Below are 16,931 nucleotides of genomic sequence, written 5' to 3'. Positions count from 1 at the left end.
TGAGGCGCGTGCATGTCGCGGCAACTGCTGGCCATGGCCCTGGCACCCCTGCTGGGGCTCTTCATCCTCGGGATCGGCAACGGCTTCCTGGCCACCCTGATCACCCTGCGCCTGGACGCCGCCGGCGAGTCGCCGGTGGTGATCGGCTGGGTGTCGTCGGCCTACTTCATCGGCCTGGCGCTGGGCGCCATGTTCAACGACCGGCTGCTGCTGCGCATCGGCCATATCCGTGCCTACGGCAGTTTCGCCTCGCTGGTGGCGGTGACCGTGCTGCTGCAGGGGCTGTTCTTCGAGCCCTGGGCCTGGTTCGTGCTGCGCCTGATCGGCGGCTGGGCCACCGTCGGCGTCTACCTGGTGATCGAGAGCTGGCTGCTCACCTCCGGTGAACAGACGGTACGCGGGCGCCTGCTGGCGCTCTACATGATCTCCCTCTATGCCGCCGGGGTGATCGGCCAGCTGCTGCTGGGGGTGACCGATGCCATGGGGGTGACCGCGCCCTTCATGGTGATCGGCCTGCTGGCCTCGCTGTCGGTGCTGCCGATGGCCATGATCCCTCGGGTCTCGCCGCTGATCGAACATGCCGAGCCACTGTCGCCGATGCGGCTGATCACCCTCACGCCCACCGGCGTGATGGGCAGCTTCGGCTCGGGGATCGCCGTGGCCGCCGTCTATACCCTTCTGCCGCTCTACCTGCAGCGCGTGGGCCTGACGGTGAACCAGGTCGGCCAGATGATGGCGGTGGTGGTGCTCGGCGCCATGCTGTTGCAGTACCCCATCGGCCGCTGGTCCGATCGCCACGACCGCCAGCTGGTGCTGATCCTGATCGGGGCCTTCTGCACGCTGATCTCCGCCGGCATGCTGTGGCTGCCGCTCAACACCTGGGTGCTCGCCGGCCTGATGTTCCTGCTGGGTGGCGGCGTCTTCGCGCTCTACCCGGTGGCGGTAAGCCACGCCGCCGACCGTGCCCCGGCCGGTGCCCTGGTGCGCATGAGCCAGGGCCTGCTGCTGATCAACGCCATCGGCTCCACCGTCAGCCCGCCGCTGATCTCGCCGGTCATGGCGACACTGGGCGATGCCGGCCTGTTCTGGGCCTTCGGGGCGCTGGGGCTGGCCCTGGTGGGCTTCTTCGCCTGGCGGCGCAGCGTGCGTCCGGCGCCGGTGCCGGTGGCGCCCTTCGCGCCCTCCACGCCGATGTCGTCGGTGGGTGCCGAGCTGGCGGTCACCGAGGAGCTGGTCCAGGGGGCCATCGAGCACGAGCACGTGGAGGACCTCTCCGAGGCGGTGCCCGAGGTGGAGGTCGCCGAGCCGCTGGTCGGGCCGCCGCCCCCCGATGAGGCGCATATCGCCTACTTCTACGAGGGCGAGGCCATGGACGGGGGCGAGCCGGTCCAGGAGGAGCTGCCCGGCTTCGAGTCGCTGCCCTCCCGCGACTGAGGGGCCTAAGACCTAGGGATAATGGTTAACGAAAAGTAGTGAATCTACTATCATCGTTATCATTTTTCCCCAGAGGTGCTTCGATGACCCCCTTTGCCTCCCCCGTCCGCGACATCCGCTTCGTGCTGGAGGAACTGCTCGAGCACGGCTCGCTTGCGCTGCCCGGCTTCGAGGAGGCCAGCCCCGACCTGGTGGAGGCCGTGCTGGAGGAGGCCGCCAGGCTGGCCGGCGAGGTGTGGGCGCCGCTCAACGCCAGCGGCGACCACCAGGGCTGCACCCGCCGCGACGACGGCGGCGTGACCGTCCCCGAGGGGTTCGCCGAGGCCTACCGCGCCTACGCCGAGGGCGGCTGGAACGGTATCGGCGTCTCCGAGGCGCTGGGCGGCCAGGGGTTGCCCGAGGTGGTGGCCAGCGCCGTGCAGGAGATGCTCCACGGTGCCAACATGGCGCTGGGCCTCTGTCCCATGCTCACCGCCGGCGCCATCGAGGCCCTGGCTCACCACGGCAGCGACGCGCAGAAGGCCACCTACCTGCCGAAGCTCGTCGAGGGCACCTGGACCGGCACCATGAACCTCACCGAGCCCCAGGCCGGCTCGGACCTCTCCAGGGTGCGCACCCGCGCCCTGCCCCAGGAGGACGGCAGCTACCGGCTCTTCGGCCAGAAGATCTACATCACCTGGGGCGAGCACGACGCCGTCGAGAACATCATCCACCTGGTGCTGGCGCGCAAGCCCGATGCCCCCGAGGGCAACAAGGGGATCTCGCTGTTCCTGGTGCCCAAGTTCCTGGTCAACGCCGACGGCAGTCTCGGCGAGCGCAACGACGTCACCTGCGCCTCCATCGAGCACAAGCTGGGCATCCACGGCTCCCCCACCTGCACCCTGAGCTTCGGCGAGGGGGAGGGCGCCATCGGCTACCTGGTGGGTGAGGAGGGGCGCGGCCTCAACCACATGTTCACCATGATGAACGAGGCCCGCCACAAGGTGGGGATCCAGGGCATCGGCGTGGCGGAGCGCGCCTGCCAGCATGCCTTCGCCTACGCCCTGGAGCGTACCCAGGGCCGCAGCCCGCGCTCCGGCCGCAGCGACTGCACCATCAGCGACCATCTCGACGTGCGCCGCATGCTGCTCTCCATGCGCGCCCGCACCGATGCCCTGCGCGCGCTCGCCCTCTACTGCGCCGCCCAGCTCGACCTGGCTCGCCACGCCGCCGACGAGGGCGAGCGTGCCGCCGCCCAGGCGCGGGTCGATGTGCTGATCCCGGTGGTCAAGGCCTTCTCCACCGACCAGGCCGTGGAGATCGCCTCCCTGGGCATCCAGGTGCACGGCGGCATGGGCTTCATCGAGGAGACCGGTGCCGCCCAGCTGCTGCGCGATGCGCGCATCGCCCCCATCTACGAGGGCACCAACGGCATCCAGGCGCTGGACCTGGCCGGGCGCAAGCTGCAGCGCGATGGCGGTGCGGCCCTCGAGGACCTGATCGACCAGGTGGAGGCCACCGCGGCGGCCCTCCAGGCGAACAGTGAGCATGCCGCCCTGGGCGAGAGCCTGGCCGGGGGCGCCGCCGACCTGCGCGCCGCCATGGCCGTGGTGCTGGAAGCGGGCGCCGACCCGGAGAGTGGCGCCGATGCCGTCCAGGCCTATGCCACCCCCTTCCTGAATCTCGCCGGCCACGTGCTGTGCGCCTGGCAGATGGGCCGGGCGGCGCTGGCGGCCAGCGCGGCTATCGCCAACGGCCGCGATGAGCCCGGACGGCCGGACCCCTTCTACCAGGCCAAGCAGCAGAGCGCCGACTACGCTATCCGACAGTGGCTGCCGGTGGGCCGCGCCCAGCGCGCGGTGATCGAGGCCGGCATGGTGAGCCTCGCCGCCTTCGACGCTGCCGCCCAGTAGTTCCGCCTTCCTGTCGCCGCCGGCCCCGCGCCGGCGGCGTGCTTCCCGGACAACTCCACGGAGCCAATCATGAGCCAGAGCATCTTCGAACAGGGCCTGCCGCAGACGCCGGCCAACCACGTGGCGCTGTCGCCGCTGACCTTCATCGAGCGCACCGCCTCGGTCTACCCGGACTACCCGGCGGTGGTCCATGGCGAGATCCGCCGCGACTGGGGCACCACCTGGGAGCGCTGCCGGCGACTCGCCTCGGCGCTGGCGAAGCGCGGCGTCAAGCCCGGCCAGGCGGTGGCGGCGATGCTGCCCAACGTGCCGGCCATGTTCGAGGCCCACTTCGGCGTGCCCCTGGCCGGCTGCGTGCTCAACACCCTGAACATCCGCCTGGACGCCGAGGCGATCGCCTACATGCTGGAGCACGGCGAGGCCAGGGCGATCCTGGTCGACCCGGAGTTCGCCGACGTCATCGAGGAGGCGGTGGCCAAACTCGAGAACAAGCCGCTGATCATCGACGTGGCGGACGCGCAGTTCATGGCCGACGGCCGCGCCATCGGCGAGGTGGAGTACGAGGCGCTGCTGGCCGAGGGCGACCCGGCGCACCCCTACCGGCTGCCCGAGGACGAGTGGCAGGCGATCTCGCTCAACTACACCTCCGGCACCACCGGCAAGCCCAAGGGGGTGGTCTACCACCACCGCGGCGCCTACCTGAACGCCGTCAGCAACATCCTGGTGTGGGCGATGCCCCACCACCCGGTCTACCTCTGGACTCTGCCGATGTTCCACTGCAACGGCTGGTGCTTCCCCTGGACCATCGCCGCCGCCGCCGGCACCAGCGTCTGCCTGCGCAAGGTCGAGCCGAAGAAGGTCATGGACCTGATCGCCGACGAGGGGGTGACCCACTTCAGCGGCGCGCCCATCGTGCTCAACGGCCTGGTCAACCTGCCGGACCAGGACAAGCGCGACTTCGACCACCCGGTGAAGGTCACCACCGCCGGCGCCGCGCCGCCCGCCTCGGTGATCGCCGGCGTGGAGACCCTCGGCATCGACGTGACCCACGTCTACGGCCTCACCGAGGTCTATGGCCCGGTGACCTCCTGCGCCTGGCGCGAGGCGTGGAACGAGCTGCCCATGGAGGAGCGGGCCAGGCTCAAGTCTCGCCAGGGGGTGCGCTACCCCATGCTCGAGGCGCTCTGCGTGGCCGACCCCAACACCCTGGAGCCGGTGCCCAAGGACGGCGAGACCATCGGCGAGATCCTGATGCGTGGCAACAACGTGATGAAGGGCTACCTGAAGAACGAGGCGGCCACCGAGCAGGCCCTCGAGGGCGGCTGGTACCATACCGGCGACCTCGCCGTCTGGCATGCTGACGGCTACATCGAGATCAAGGACCGCTCCAAGGACATCATCATCTCCGGCGGCGAGAACATCTCCACCATCGAGGTGGAGGACGCCATCTACGCGCACCCGGCGGTGCAGGAGGCCGCGGTGGTGGCAAAGCCCGACGAGAAGTGGGGCGAGACCCCCTGCGCCTTCGTCAAGCTCAAGGTGGGCTACGGCGAGGTGACCGAGGCCGACATCATCAATCACTGCCGCGATCGCCTGGCGCACTTCAAGGCGCCCAGGACGGTGATCTTCACCGAGCTGCCCAAGACCTCCACCGGCAAGATCCAGAAGTTCGTGCTGCGCGAAGAAGCGCGCAAGCAGTAACGATCCGCCGCCCGGGAGGCTCTTTGGGGTCAGACCCGGCGGCGGGCAACCCCGCTTGAGAAGCGCACGGTGATAGGCTTGGTGGCTTGGCTGGGGTCTGACCCCAAAGGGGCGGGCCACCGCGGCATCACCCCACAAGAAGAGATCGAGGAGAGTGCAAATGAGCCAACAACCGATCGGCGTCGTCGGCGCCGGCACCATGGGGCAGGGCATCGCCCAGGTACTGGTGCAGAGCGGCTTTGACGTGCAGCTCTACGACGTGGCCGACGAGCAGCTGGAACGTGCCCGCGGCACCATCGACAAGGGCCTGGGCAAGCTGGTGGCCAAGGAGAAGCTCGCGGCCGCCGACAAGGACGCCGCCATGGCGCGCCTGGCGACCTCCACCGCGCTGGATGCCCTGCGCGACTGCGAGGTGATCATCGAGGCGGCCCCCGAGCAGCCGGCGCTCAAGGAGAAACTGTTCCGCGACCTGAGCCGCCTGACCCACGACGCGATACTCGCCTCCAACACCTCATCGCTGTCGCTGACCCGGCTCGCCGCGGTGTGCGAGCGCCCCGAGCGGGTGGTGGGCATGCACTTCTTCAACCCGGTGCCGGTGCTGAAACTGGTCGAGGTGATCCGTGCCGAGCAGACCAGTGACGCCACCGTGGCACGCATCGAGGCGCTGACCGAGGCGCTGGGCAAGACCGCCGTGGCCATCGCCGACTCCCCCGGCTTCGCGGTCAACCGCCTGCTGGTGCCGATGATCAACGAGGCGGCCTTCCTGCTCCAGGAGGGCGTCGCCAGCGCCGAGGATATCGACGAATCCATGAAGCTGGGCGCCGCCCACCCCCTGGGCCCGCTGGCCCTGGCCGACCTGATCGGCCTGGACGTCTGCCTCTCCATCATGGAGGTGCTGCAGGAGGGCTTCGGCGATCCCAAGTACCGCCCCTGCCCGCTGCTCAGGCGCATGGTGGCCGCCGGTTACCTGGGGCGGAAGACCGGCCGCGGCTTCCACGTCTACCAGTAAGCGACGATTCACTACTGCGCTCGTGACGTGAATCGAACGCTTCCTGATCGCTGATACTTCCAAGAGGGGATTGCCGCCCAACCAAGCGTTCGCTAGGGTTGGTCGGTATCGTCCAGACAACAAGCAAGGAGCCCCACATGAGCGAGAAGCTGATCGAGGTGGTCGACAGCGCCGGCATCGTGCGCCTGACCATCAGCCGCCCCAAGGCGCTGAATGCGCTGAACAGCGACGTGCTGGCCGAACTCGACAGCGTGCTGTCCGACCTGGAGGCCCGCGATAACCTGCGTGCCGTGCTGATCACCGGGGCCGGCGAGAAGGCCTTCGTGGCCGGCGCCGACATCGCCGAGATGCGCGAGAAGTCCCCTGAGCAGGCACGCGATTTTGCCAGACAGGCGCTGCGGACCCTCAAGCGCCTGGAGACCCTGCCGGTGCCCACCGTGGCCCTGGTCAACGGCTTCTGCCTGGGCGGCGGCTGCGAGCTGGCCCTGGCCTGCGACTGGGCGGTGGCCAGTGACAACGCCATCTTCGGCCAGCCGGAGGTGCTGCTGGGCGTGATCCCCGGCTTCGGCGGCACCCAGCGCCTGCCGCGTCGGGTCGGCCCGGCCATGGCGCTGGACCTGTGCACCACCGGCCGCAAGATCGATGCCGGCGAGGCCCTGCGCATCGGCCTGGTCAATCGTGTGATGCCCCAGGCGGAACTCGAGGCCTACGCCGAGGAGCTTGCCCGGCAACTCGGCGGCAACGGCCCGCAGTCCGTGCGCGCCGCGAAGCAGGCGATCCACGACGGCATGGACCAGGACCTGGACAGCGCGCTCGCGCTGGAGACCGCGCTGTTCGCCTTCTGCTTCGCCGGCGAGGAGCAGACCGAGGGCATGAGCGCCTTCGTCGAGAAGCGCAAGCCGAACTTCTGAATCATCGGGTAGCGCCGTTCACGACGACGGCAGTGGCGCAGTGCCACTGCCGTGGTCCTTGTGATCGCGTGGCGATTCGTCCCCGGTGGGCAGAGCGCCATCAGCGCAGCGGGCTGACCCCTTGCCCGGCGAGCTCCGGGAAGTCGTCATGCATCGTCAGTGGCGCGATATTCCGGCGCGCGCCGAGGAACTCGGGCCGCGGGGAGGGCGCGGCATAGGGCTCGCCCAGGAGGTTGTCCACGCTGTTGTAGACGAAGAACAGGTTGGAGCGCGGCCAGGGGGACATGTTCTCGTTCGAGGCGTGCAGCGTATTGCACTCGAACAACAGCAGCGAGCCGGCCGGGCCCTTGGGCGCCTGGATGCCGCCATTCTCGGCAAGCATGGCCAGGGTGTCCTGGTCCGGCACTCCCAGTCGCTGCGCCTTGAGGGACTCCGTCCAGTTCATTTCCGGCGTTTCCCCCACGCAGGGGACGAACAGGCGGTGAGAGCCGGGGATCAGCATCAGGGGGCCATTGAATTCGTTGTTGTCGGTCAGCATCAGCGAGGCACTCACGGCCCGCATCCTCGGCATGCCGTCTTCCGAGTGCCAGGTCTCGAAGTCCGAATGCCAGTCGAAGCCGCTGCCCTGGAAGCCGTACTTGTCATTGATGCGTGACTGGTGAATGTAGACCTCGCTACCCAGCAACTGCCGCACCATCCCCAGGATGCGAGGATCCCGGGTCAGTCGGTCGAAGAGCGCCGAGATCTCGTGCATGCCGAACACGGAGCGGATGGCACCGCTGTTGGGGTCCTGGATGACCTGCTCCGAGCGCATCAGCTGCTCGTCATTGGCCATCTCCCTGAGCTCCGCGAAGAAGGGTTCGATGCGATCCCTGGAGAAGAAGCCCTCGAACCACAGGAAACCGTCCCTCTCGTAACGCGAGAGCGCTACCTCGTCCAGAGGTCCCTCCCAGCGCCGCTGGTTGCGAGCATGCACGATCGGATCGAGTCTCCGGAATGGCTCGCGGTACTCCTTCACGCGAGTCGGATAAGGGTCATGGTGAGTGATCATGGGAACACCTCCTCGTGGTGTCTGTGAATGCACCCCCTTGAATATCCAGCCAGCTCGTTGTTGCGGATTCACCGATGGTTCGCTCGTGATCGGGGGCAACTCCCGTTCCTCCAGCCTGGCGAAGGATTCGACCGATGGCCCGATCGGGAGGGCCCCGGTCCGTGTGGATGACCTCGGGGTAGGGGCGCGCGAGTTCAAGCCCTCCGGCCCGAGCGGGGCCGATCAGGTCGCCGGGGACGCGCGCCCTTGCCGCAGCCGTGCCACCAGGGCCTGCATATGCGCGACATGGCTGCCGTGCCAGTAGACCTGGCCGCACGCCTCGCACTGCAGGAAGTCGTCGACGTAACGCTTCGTCAGCGGTTCGAGTTGCTCGATGATCGCCGCCTTGTCGACCTCGACCAGCCGGCCGTTGCAGCGCGTGCAGCGGGTGAAGGGCGCGAAGGCCCCATGCAGGTCGAGGGTGTCGCAGACTTCCTCGACCTGCCGCCAGGGATCGTCGGCACGCACGAAGTGGGCCATCCGGATGCGCTTGCGCTTGAGCAGGGGACGGTCGCGGGTGAGCAGGACGCGGTCCTCCTCGTCGGCGCAGGCGGCCAGCTCGCCGTCGGTGGCGTCGTTGCGATAGCGGCAGTCGAAGCCGAGCAGGCGCAGGTAGCGGGCGAGCCTGCCGAGGTGGGCATCCAGCACGAAACGCGGCACGGCCGGCGGTCTCGGGCGCAGGTGCCGGGGCGAGGGGACCGGGGCGGCCAGCGACCAGGGGTAGACCTCGATGCGGTCCCCATCGCGCAGGATATAGTCGAAGCCGACCGAGTGGCCTTCGGCCAGGATGACGTCGACCTCGGTGTGCGGTACCCCCAGGGATTCGATCACGTCCTTGATCGCGGCCCGGCGCTCGAAGGCATGGCCGAAGGGGACGCCGCGCCTGTTCCCGGGCAGGAAGTCGTTCAGCTCGGCATGGAAGCGGAAAGTGGCATCGGCCATGACTTGCTCCCTGTTGCGGGTCTCGGGGGGATAGTCTATCCCCCTAGGCCACTTCCCTCCGGCCCAGCCGCACCATCCGGGTGGCGATGGCCGTGCCGAGCAGGGTGATCAGCATGCCCGCCAGGACCTGCAGGCTGAGCCGTTCCCCGAGCAGCAGGTAACCCCAGGCAAGCGCACTCACCGGTACCAGGAAGGTGACCGTGGAGGTGGCGGTGGCCCCGGCACTGGCGATCAGCCCGAAGTAGAGCAGGAAGGCCAGGGCGGTGCTGAGCACCGCCAGCCCCAGGCCGTTGGCCCAGGCCATGGTGCTGATGGGCTCGGTGGGCCACAGCAGCAGCCCCGGTACCAGCAGGATCAGCGCCGACATGGCGGTGCTGCCCGCGGCCAGCACCCGCACCGGCAGGTGTGAGAGGTGCATCCTGGCGTAGTTGCTGGCCACGCCGTAGCAGAAGGTGGCGCCCAGCACGGCGAGGATGAACCAGCCATCGCCGCCGAGGGCGAAGTCCAGCCGGTCGGCGGAGAGCACGTAGACCCCGAGGAAGGCCATGGCCAGTCCCAGGTACTGCTGGCGCTGCACCGGCGTGGCGAAGAACAGGGCGCCCAGCAGCGCGGTGAAGATCGGTGTGGTGGCATTGATCAGCGAGGTGAAGCCGGCCTCCAGCCGGGTGGTGGCCAGTGCCAGCAGCGAGAAGGGCAGCACGTGGTTGATCAGTCCCAGCAGCATCAGGCCACCCTTGTTCTGCCATACCAGCGTGAGGTAGCGCAGGCTCAGCAGCAACGGGACCAGCAGCAGGGCGCCGACGCCCATCCTCACCAGGATCAGCGGCACGGTGCCGAACTCGGGCACTGCCACTCGCATGAAGATGAACGACAGGCCCCACAGTGAGGAGAGCAGGATCAATCGCAGCGTATCGGCCGGTGACATTCCATGTCCTCGTCGGTAGGGGGTGGCCGATCAGATTACGACCGAACCGCGGTCAGGGAAAGCCAGGCGTTGATACCGCCGCTGGCACCGCCACTCCAGTGACATACGCTTACATGCGTGGGCGAGTCGGCCAGCGAATTACCGATCCTGGGCGCAGGAGCTGGATATCAATACCAAGGATAAAGAGGAAAGCGCGTCATGGAACTCGTTGTCAGGCACATGCTGAAGATGAGAGATCGATATGTCGGCACCTCGCCTTTCCTGGTGAAGCATGCCATGAACGGTGGTGTCCTGGGGGGGCTGTTGATCCTGGGAAGCCTGGTGGTCTATGCCACGGGAGGCACCGCCTACGCCTATCCCTACCTGATGTTGATTCCGGTGCTGCTCGGCGCGGCCTGGTACCTGCTGCCCGGCGGGCTGCTCGTGGCCCTCGTCGCCGGCGTGCTGATGGCGTTGATGCCGCTGAACGTCGATGCCGGCACTTTCCAATCCCCCGGCAACTGGTTGATACGCATTGCCATGTACCTGTTCCTCGGCGGTGTGGCCGGCTGGTTGTTCCAGTCACGACGCCGGGCGACCGAAGCACGTATCGCCGTGGCCCGCATGGATCCCCGGTCGGGGCTTCCCAACACGGTCTCCCTGGAGGAGGACCTGCGCGAGAGCCTGCGCCATCGGCAGAAGGGGAGGTCGGTGGGGCTGATGCTGGTCAGGATCACTGATATCACGGATGTCATGGAAGCCATGGGGATGGATGCCACCGATGAACTGATCCTCGCCATGGGGGAGCGCCTGCGACATGCGGTTCGCGGGGGGGCGACGGCGTACCGATTCAGCAACGCCGAGCTGGCACTCATCATCGACGACATCGTGCCGGATGACCTGGCGTACATAGCGGAACGCCTGACGGAGATCGGGGAGGAGAGCCTGCAGATCCAGCAGGTGCCCATTCGCGTGCAACTGGTGATGGGCAGCAGCGTTGCGCCGAGGGGGGAGAGCACACCCGAGACGTTGATCCATGAGGCGAGAATCGCCATGTTCGCGGCGATCGAAAGGCGTCGTTCGCACAGCCATTATTCGCCCGCCTTCCAACGGCGCACCATCCAGGCGATACGGCTGATCGCCCGGGTGAGGAAGGGCCTGGCAGAGGGCGAGTTCGCGCTGCATTATCAGCCCAAGATTCGTCTCGCCGACGATCGGGTATGCGGCTGCGAGGGATTGATCCGCTGGCGCGATAGCGACGGTGACATGATCCCGCCGGGGACCTTCATGCCCAAGGTCGAGAACACGACCCTGATCTCGCCGGTCACCCGCTTCGTGGTCGAGCAGGCGTGCCGGTTCGCGGCAAATGAAACGGGGCCGGGTGTGGTGAGCATCAACCTCTCGGTGCATAACCTGTACGACGAGGCGCTGTTGCAGGACATCAGGAAGCTTGCCGGGCAACTCGCCTCGCTGACGCACACCCTGGAGGTGGAGATCACCGAGAGCGCCCTGATCGGTGACCTGGAGGCGGCGTGCGAGGCCATTCAGCGCATTCGCGACTTTGGCGTGGGGGTGAGCATCGACGACTTCGGCACCGGCTTCGCTTCCTTCGAATACCTGCGGCACCTGCCCATCACGGGCCTCAAGATCGATCGCTCCTTCGTCACCGGCCTCGAGCAAGACAAGCGGGCGCGCGACCTGATGGCCTGCATGATCGACGTGGGGCACGCGCTGGGCCTGGTGGTGACCGCGGAAGGGGTGGAAACCGCCGGGCAGCGCAACTGTCTGCGTGAACTGGGGTGTGACCAGGCGCAGGGGTTCTATTTTTCGCCGGCCCTATGCGCATCGGATTATCGCGAGTGGTGCCGAGAGTACGCGACTCGACAACGGCTGACTTCACGATGACCCGGCCGGCACAGTGCTGTCTACCCGATCACCAGCCAGCCCTCGTCGTCGACGCTCACCGGTACCGGGTCCAGGGCGCAGCCCAGCCCATGGCCGCCGATGGCGAGCCGCTTGTCAGGGGCTCAGGGGCATCCCGGCGCCCTCGTGGGGCAACGGCTGTCACAAGGGTGTGACAAGCTTGTCCTCGGCAATGATGTCCTGCGGGTGGAGCCATGAAGGAGGGAGCAATGGAAACCAACAACAATCTCGCGGTGCTGATCGATGCAGACAATGCCCAGCCGGGTATCGTGGACGGTCTGTTGTCGGAGATTGCCCAGTACGGCGTCGCCAACGTGAAACGCATCTATGGCGACTGGACGGGGCCGCAGCTGAAGGGGTGGAAGGACGTGCTCTTGCAGCACTCCATCCAGCCGGTCCAGCAATTCGGCTATACCAGGGGAAAGAACGCGACCGACAGTGCCCTGATCATCGATGCCATGGACCTTCTGTACACGGGCAACTTCACCGGTTTCTGCCTGGTATCGAGTGACAGTGACTTCACTCGGCTGGCATCGAGGCTGAGGGAGTCCGGGCTCACGGTGTTCGGTTTCGGTGAAATGAAGACGCCACTCCCTTTCGTCGCGGCCTGTGACAAGTTCATCTACACGGAAGTGTTGCGTGAGAGCGAGGAGGAGGACCAGGAGGGCGCCAGGCGTTCCAGCAGGGAGCTGAAATCGGACGCCAAGCTCGTCAACTCCCTGCGCAAGGCGGTCGAATCCTCATCGGACGACAGCGGCTGGGCCCCCCTGGCCGCCGTCGGCAGCAATATCGTCAAGCAGTTCCCTGACTTCGATTCGCGCAACTACGGGTATCGGAAGCTGGGCGAACTGGTGGCGGCAACCGAGCTCTTCGATATCGAGGAACGACAGTCGAAGAGCGAGAGCTCCAAGGTCATCTACATTCACGACAAGCGCAAGAAGTAGGGCCGCCATGCCGCCGTCGATCTAGCGCCCGTGGCCGGCGGTGGCCTCCCGCCAGGGCTTCCGAGTGGCTGGGCGAGCCGCTGTTCTGGTATGTTCGCGCTATTGTAGTGGCCGACGGAGAGACGATGACCACGGAGCTGAGCGATTTCGAGCAGAACATGCGTCGTGAGATCGACGCCTTCATGAAGCCGGAGAAGCGTCCGGCCAGAAAGCCCCCGGAGGCGTTGTCCGGGGGGACCGCCAGGCCGGCCGGGGGCGACACCTCGAGCGATGCCTTCAGGACCGGCCATGTCGTCAAGCTGGCAGTGCGCACCCGGCAACTGGAGGCGGACACCGTCTTTGAACATGTCTCCCCGAGCATCTCCAGGCTCGAGGCGCAGCTGGAAGCCGAGAAGGCCGCCAGGCAGGCGGGTTATCCCATCATCGGCCATGTCATCGAGACCAGGCGGCTGTAGTGCCGTAGCGGTCGGGCAGTGAAGCCGCCAGAAAGGGCCCGCCGGGTTGGCGGGCCAAGGCAGGGAAACTCACAGAAATGCTATGCAGGGAGATAGCGTGAGTTGCCTGCCCAGCCTAATCGACGGCCTGCCATCGTGGTGTCAGCATGGGCGGGAGAAGCGTGTAAGCGATTACCTACAGAGCGCTGTAGGTCATCGACGATCTGCCCCTTCGTGATTCCCTTGTCGATTCCGACAGCCGTCGAGCGGGGCTTCGATGGCTGGCGTCCTCGCCTGCCGATCCTGCGGCGTCGGCGGGGCAGTCATCAACATGGAAGCAATTTCCGTAAACTCGGGTCGATGGGCTATCATGTCGCTCCCGATTCATCAACTGGAGCCCCCACATGAGCTTTTACGTCTATCTCTCCGGCGAGATCCACACTGACTGGCGCGACGAGATCCGGCGCGGTGCCGAAGCCGCCGGCCTGGACGTCGTCTTCACCTCGGCGGTGACCGACCACGATGCCAGCGATGCCGCCGGCGACCACCTGGGCGAGGAGAGCCAGCCGTTCTGGCGTGACCACAAGTCATCCAAGGTCAACGCCATCCGCACCAAGACACTGATCGAGCAGAGCGACCTGGTGGTGGTGCGCTTCGGCGACAAGTACAAGCAGTGGAACGCCGCCTTCGACGCCGGCTACTGCGCCGCCCTGGGCAAGCCCTACGTCACCCTGCATGGCGAGGAGATCATCCATCCGCTCAAGGAGGTCGACGCCGCGGCCATGGCCTGGGCCACCACCACCCACCAGGTGGTCGAGATCCTGCGCTACGTCACCCGGGCCTGACGGCGACGAACTCGGCTATGATGAGGGGCTCCGCCCGCCAAGGGGCCTTCGACGTCGACGCTTGAGGAGTCCGCCGTGCGCATCACTGAGCTCAACATCTACCCGGTCAAGTCATTGCGTGGCATCGCGCTCGAGCAGGCGGTGCTGGGACCGCGCGGGCTCGCCTTCGATCGTCACTGGATGGTGGTCGATGATGTCGGCCGCTTCGTCACCCAGCGCCAGCTGCCGCGCATGGCCCAGGTGGCGGTGCGCCTCGATACCGACGCCCTGGTGCTGGACCATCCCGATGCGCGGCCGCTGAGGATCCCGCTGGCGCGGGACGATCAGCCGCGGATCACCACCCATGTGTGGGGGGACCAGTGCCAGGGGCTCGACGAGGGCACCGAGGCCGCCGACTGGCTGGCCGGGGTACTGGGCGACTGGAAGGGCAGCGGCCTGCGGCTGGTGCGCTTCGCGCCGGATCAGCAGCGCCGCGTGGACCCGCGTTACCAGCAGGGCGAGCAGGCGCATACGGCCTACGCCGATGGCTTTCCGTTCCTGGTGACGGCCGAGTCGTCGCTGGCAGCCCTCAACGAGGTGCTCGAGGCCAAGGGCGCGGGCGCGGTACCCATGGCCCGCTTCCGACCCAACATCGTCGTCGAGGGCAGCGCCCCCTTCGCCGAGCACGGATGGGACACCCTGGCCGGCGACGGCTATCGGCTGGGCATGCGCAAGCCCTGCCAGCGCTGCAAGATCATCACCCTCGATCAGCGTACCGGTGATGCGCTCGAGCCGAAGGAACCGCTCCAGACCCTGGCCGGCATGAGCCTGGCGCCGGGGGCCTACTTCGGCCACAACGCCACGCTGCTGGCCGGCGAGGGCAGCACGATCCGTGTCGGGGACAGGCTCGAATACGTCGATGCGTGACCGGCTCGAGGCGAACCAGGTCTTCCTCTACCTGGCGGCGATCCTCGCCGGCCTGGCGGTGGGTACTCACTCACCCGGCCGGGTCGGCTTGCTCGAGACCCTGCTCTGGCCGCTGCTCGCTCTGCTGCTCTACGTGACCTTCACCCAGGTTCCCCTGGTGGGACTGCATCGGCGGTTGGCGAATGCTCGCTTCCTGGCCGCGGCGGTGGTCGGCAACTTCCTGGTGATTCCGCCGATCGTCTGGGGCCTGGTGCAGTGGTTGCCGGTGGATCCGGCGCTGCGGTTCGGAGTGCTGCTGGTGCTGCTGGTCCCCTGTACCGACTGGTTTCTTTCCTTCACCCATCTCGGGGGTGGCGACACCTCCGCCGCCATCGCCTTCACCCCGCTGAGCCTGTTGCTTCAACTCGCCCTGCTGCCACTCTACCTGTGGCTGTTTCTGGGCCAGACGGCCCTGGCCGGCGTGATACAGCGGGAACTGCTGGAGGCCTTCGGCGGGCTGATCCTGCTGCCCCTGATGGCAGCCTTCCTCTCCGAGCGCTGGGCCGAGCGTGCACCGGGACGTCGGTGGCTGATCGAGAGGCTCGGTTGGCTGCCGGTCCCGCTGCTGGCGCTGGTACTGTTCGCGGTAGCGGCGGGACAGGTCGAGACGGTCACCGGTTCCCTCGGGCTGCTGGGCTGGCTACTGCCGGTGTTCCTGGGCTTCCTGGTGGCCGCGGCGTTGCTGGCCTGGTTGCTGGCACGGGCCTTCCGGCTGCCGGTGGCCCAGGGCCGGGTGCTGGCCTTCAGTTTCGGTTCCCGCAATTCCTTCGTCGTGCTGCCCCTGGCACTGGCCTTGCCGGCCGGCTTCGAGGCAGCGGTGGTGGTGGTGGTCCTGCAATCGCTGGTGGAGCTGTTCGGGATGCTGGTCTTCCTGCGGCTGGTACCCCGCTGGCTGTTTCCCGACCTGCCCGGCGGCTGACCGCCCTCCCGGCCCCCCGGTCGAGCCGGCTGGTCTACGCTGATCAGAGAAGCCATCAGGCAGCGGGCTGGCGGTGTGTCGAGCACGGGGCCTGCACCGGGAGAGGGGGGGACATGGCGATTTCCCTGAATGCGGGGCTGCGCCGCGAGTACGAGCAGCTGTTCGAGACCTGTCGTGTGCGCCCCGAGCGTGCGGCCGATGTCGAACGCACCATTGATCGGCTGGACCAGCACCGCTCACGCTACGAGGCGGTGTCGAATCGCCAGGGCGTGCCCTGGGGCTTCGTTGCCGTGGTGCACAACATGGAGTCCAGTGGCGATTTCTCGCGCCACCTGCACAACGGCGACCCGCTTGCCGCGCGCACCGTGAGGGTGCCTGCGGGCCGTCCCAGGAAGGGCTCGCCGCCCTTCAGCTGGGAGGATAGCGCCACCGACGCCATGGCCTTCAAGCGACTGAATGCCAATACCGACTGGAGCCTGGCGGGCCTGCTCTACCAGCTGGAGAAGTACAACGGCTGGGGCTACCGGCTCTATCATCCCCATGTGCTGTCACCCTACCTGTGGTGCTTCTCCGAACACTACGAGCGTGGCAAGTACGTGGCGGACGGCCGCTGGTCCGACACCGCGGTCTCGAGGCAATGCGGCGCGGCGGTATTGCTCAGGCGCATGGCCGAGAAGGGGCTGGTGGACTTCACCGACCAGCCCGGGGTCACCCTCTATACCGCCACGGAAGCCAAGCCTGCCGGACGCCACAAGCCTCTGGTGTCGCGCCACCGCATGCGCCGCTCGTCGAAGCCCGACATGGTGAAACGTGATCAGGAGTTGCAGCGCTGGTTGAACACCTTCCCGGGTATCTTCCTCAAGATCGACGGCATCCCCGGTGATCGTACCTCCGATGCCTACCGGGTCGTCACCGGCGGCTACCTGCCGGGTGACCCGAGGGACAAGTGAAGGAGGTGTGCACCACAATGTCGAGGATCGGTTGACGGCCGTCCCGACTGTTCAGCCTCAACCCCCAGCTTCTATCATCTGCGCCGGA

Annotated in this window: 15 protein-coding genes; 12 read left to right on the top strand and 3 right to left on the bottom strand. The window is 67.3% G+C overall.

The window, feature by feature from the left end:
* Positions 1–12: 12 nt before the first annotated feature.
* The 5 genes from ACOMD9_RS05915 (at position 13) to ACOMD9_RS05895 (ending at position 6,947) form a co-directional block, all read left to right on the top strand.
* The gene (locus ACOMD9_RS05915; RefSeq protein WP_421412765.1) at positions 13–1,434 is read left to right on the top strand and encodes an MFS transporter; all 1,422 of its coding nucleotides are present in this window, start codon (positions 13–15) and stop codon (positions 1,432–1,434) included.
* Positions 1,435–1,517: 83 nt separating this feature from the next.
* Positions 1,518–3,326 (top strand): acyl-CoA dehydrogenase, encoded by a 1,809-nt coding sequence (locus tag ACOMD9_RS05910; RefSeq protein ID WP_421412763.1) that lies wholly within the window; start codon positions 1,518–1,520, stop codon positions 3,324–3,326.
* Between the two features lie 69 nt (positions 3,327–3,395).
* Positions 3,396–5,027 carry an acyl-CoA synthetase gene (locus tag ACOMD9_RS05905; protein WP_421412762.1) on the top strand — a complete coding sequence of 544 codons (1,632 nt, stop codon included), beginning with the start codon at positions 3,396–3,398 and terminating at the stop codon, positions 5,025–5,027.
* A gap of 160 nt (positions 5,028–5,187) precedes the next feature.
* Entirely contained in the window at positions 5,188–6,036 is an 849-nt protein-coding gene (locus ACOMD9_RS05900; protein ID WP_421412761.1) for a 3-hydroxybutyryl-CoA dehydrogenase, read from the top strand.
* Positions 6,037–6,173: 137 nt separating this feature from the next.
* Positions 6,174–6,947, top strand: coding sequence for an enoyl-CoA hydratase-related protein (locus tag ACOMD9_RS05895; protein WP_421412760.1), 774 nt, complete (start codon positions 6,174–6,176; stop codon positions 6,945–6,947).
* 100 nt (positions 6,948–7,047) lie between these two features.
* Here ACOMD9_RS05895 and thpD read toward each other — a convergent pair whose 3' ends face one another.
* The 3 genes from thpD to ACOMD9_RS05880 form a co-directional block, all read right to left on the bottom strand.
* Complete coding sequence (thpD, locus tag ACOMD9_RS05890) at positions 7,048–7,998, bottom strand: ectoine hydroxylase (RefSeq protein WP_421412758.1); 951 nt, start codon at positions 7,996–7,998, stop codon at positions 7,048–7,050.
* 222 nt (positions 7,999–8,220) lie between these two features.
* Positions 8,221–8,979 (bottom strand): Mut7-C RNAse domain-containing protein, encoded by a 759-nt coding sequence (locus ACOMD9_RS05885; RefSeq protein ID WP_421412757.1) that lies wholly within the window; start codon positions 8,977–8,979, stop codon positions 8,221–8,223.
* Between the two features lie 43 nt (positions 8,980–9,022).
* The gene (locus ACOMD9_RS05880; RefSeq protein WP_421412756.1) at positions 9,023–9,904 is read right to left on the bottom strand and encodes a DMT family transporter; all 882 of its coding nucleotides are present in this window, start codon (positions 9,902–9,904) and stop codon (positions 9,023–9,025) included.
* A 198-nt stretch (positions 9,905–10,102) separates the two neighbouring features.
* On the opposite strand from ACOMD9_RS05880, the gene ACOMD9_RS05875 reads away from it, so the two are divergent.
* The 7 genes from ACOMD9_RS05875 (at position 10,103) to ACOMD9_RS05845 (ending at position 16,843) form a co-directional block, all read left to right on the top strand.
* A complete protein-coding gene (locus ACOMD9_RS05875) occupies positions 10,103–11,788 on the top strand; it encodes a putative bifunctional diguanylate cyclase/phosphodiesterase (RefSeq protein ID WP_421412755.1) in 1,686 nt (561 codons plus the stop codon).
* A 227-nt stretch (positions 11,789–12,015) separates the two neighbouring features.
* The gene (locus tag ACOMD9_RS05870; RefSeq protein WP_421412754.1) at positions 12,016–12,750 is read left to right on the top strand and encodes an NYN domain-containing protein; all 735 of its coding nucleotides are present in this window, start codon (positions 12,016–12,018) and stop codon (positions 12,748–12,750) included.
* A gap of 125 nt (positions 12,751–12,875) precedes the next feature.
* Entirely contained in the window at positions 12,876–13,205 is a 330-nt protein-coding gene (locus ACOMD9_RS05865) for a hypothetical protein (RefSeq protein WP_421412753.1), read from the top strand.
* A gap of 383 nt (positions 13,206–13,588) precedes the next feature.
* On the top strand, positions 13,589–14,029 hold the full coding sequence (locus tag ACOMD9_RS05860) for a YtoQ family protein (RefSeq protein ID WP_421412752.1): 441 nt from the start codon (positions 13,589–13,591) through the stop codon (positions 14,027–14,029).
* A 75-nt stretch (positions 14,030–14,104) separates the two neighbouring features.
* Positions 14,105–14,935: an MOSC domain-containing protein gene (locus ACOMD9_RS05855; protein ID WP_421412750.1), complete on the top strand. Its 831-nt coding sequence runs from the start codon at positions 14,105–14,107 to the stop codon at positions 14,933–14,935.
* Positions 14,928–15,893, top strand: coding sequence for a bile acid:sodium symporter (locus ACOMD9_RS05850; protein WP_421412749.1), 966 nt, complete (start codon positions 14,928–14,930; stop codon positions 15,891–15,893). Before ACOMD9_RS05855 ends, ACOMD9_RS05850 begins: the two co-directional genes overlap by 8 nt.
* Before the next feature lie 113 nt (positions 15,894–16,006).
* Complete coding sequence (locus ACOMD9_RS05845; RefSeq protein ID WP_421412748.1) at positions 16,007–16,843, top strand: hypothetical protein; 837 nt, start codon at positions 16,007–16,009, stop codon at positions 16,841–16,843.
* Positions 16,844–16,931: the final 88 nt, after the last annotated feature.

The sequence above is a fragment of the Halomonas terrestris genome (assembly GCF_049166755.1).
Classification (GTDB): Bacteria; Pseudomonadota; Gammaproteobacteria; order Pseudomonadales; family Halomonadaceae; genus Halomonas.
Note: the sequence above shows the minus strand (reverse complement) of the source record. Positions and strands in the feature narration are given on the sequence as shown.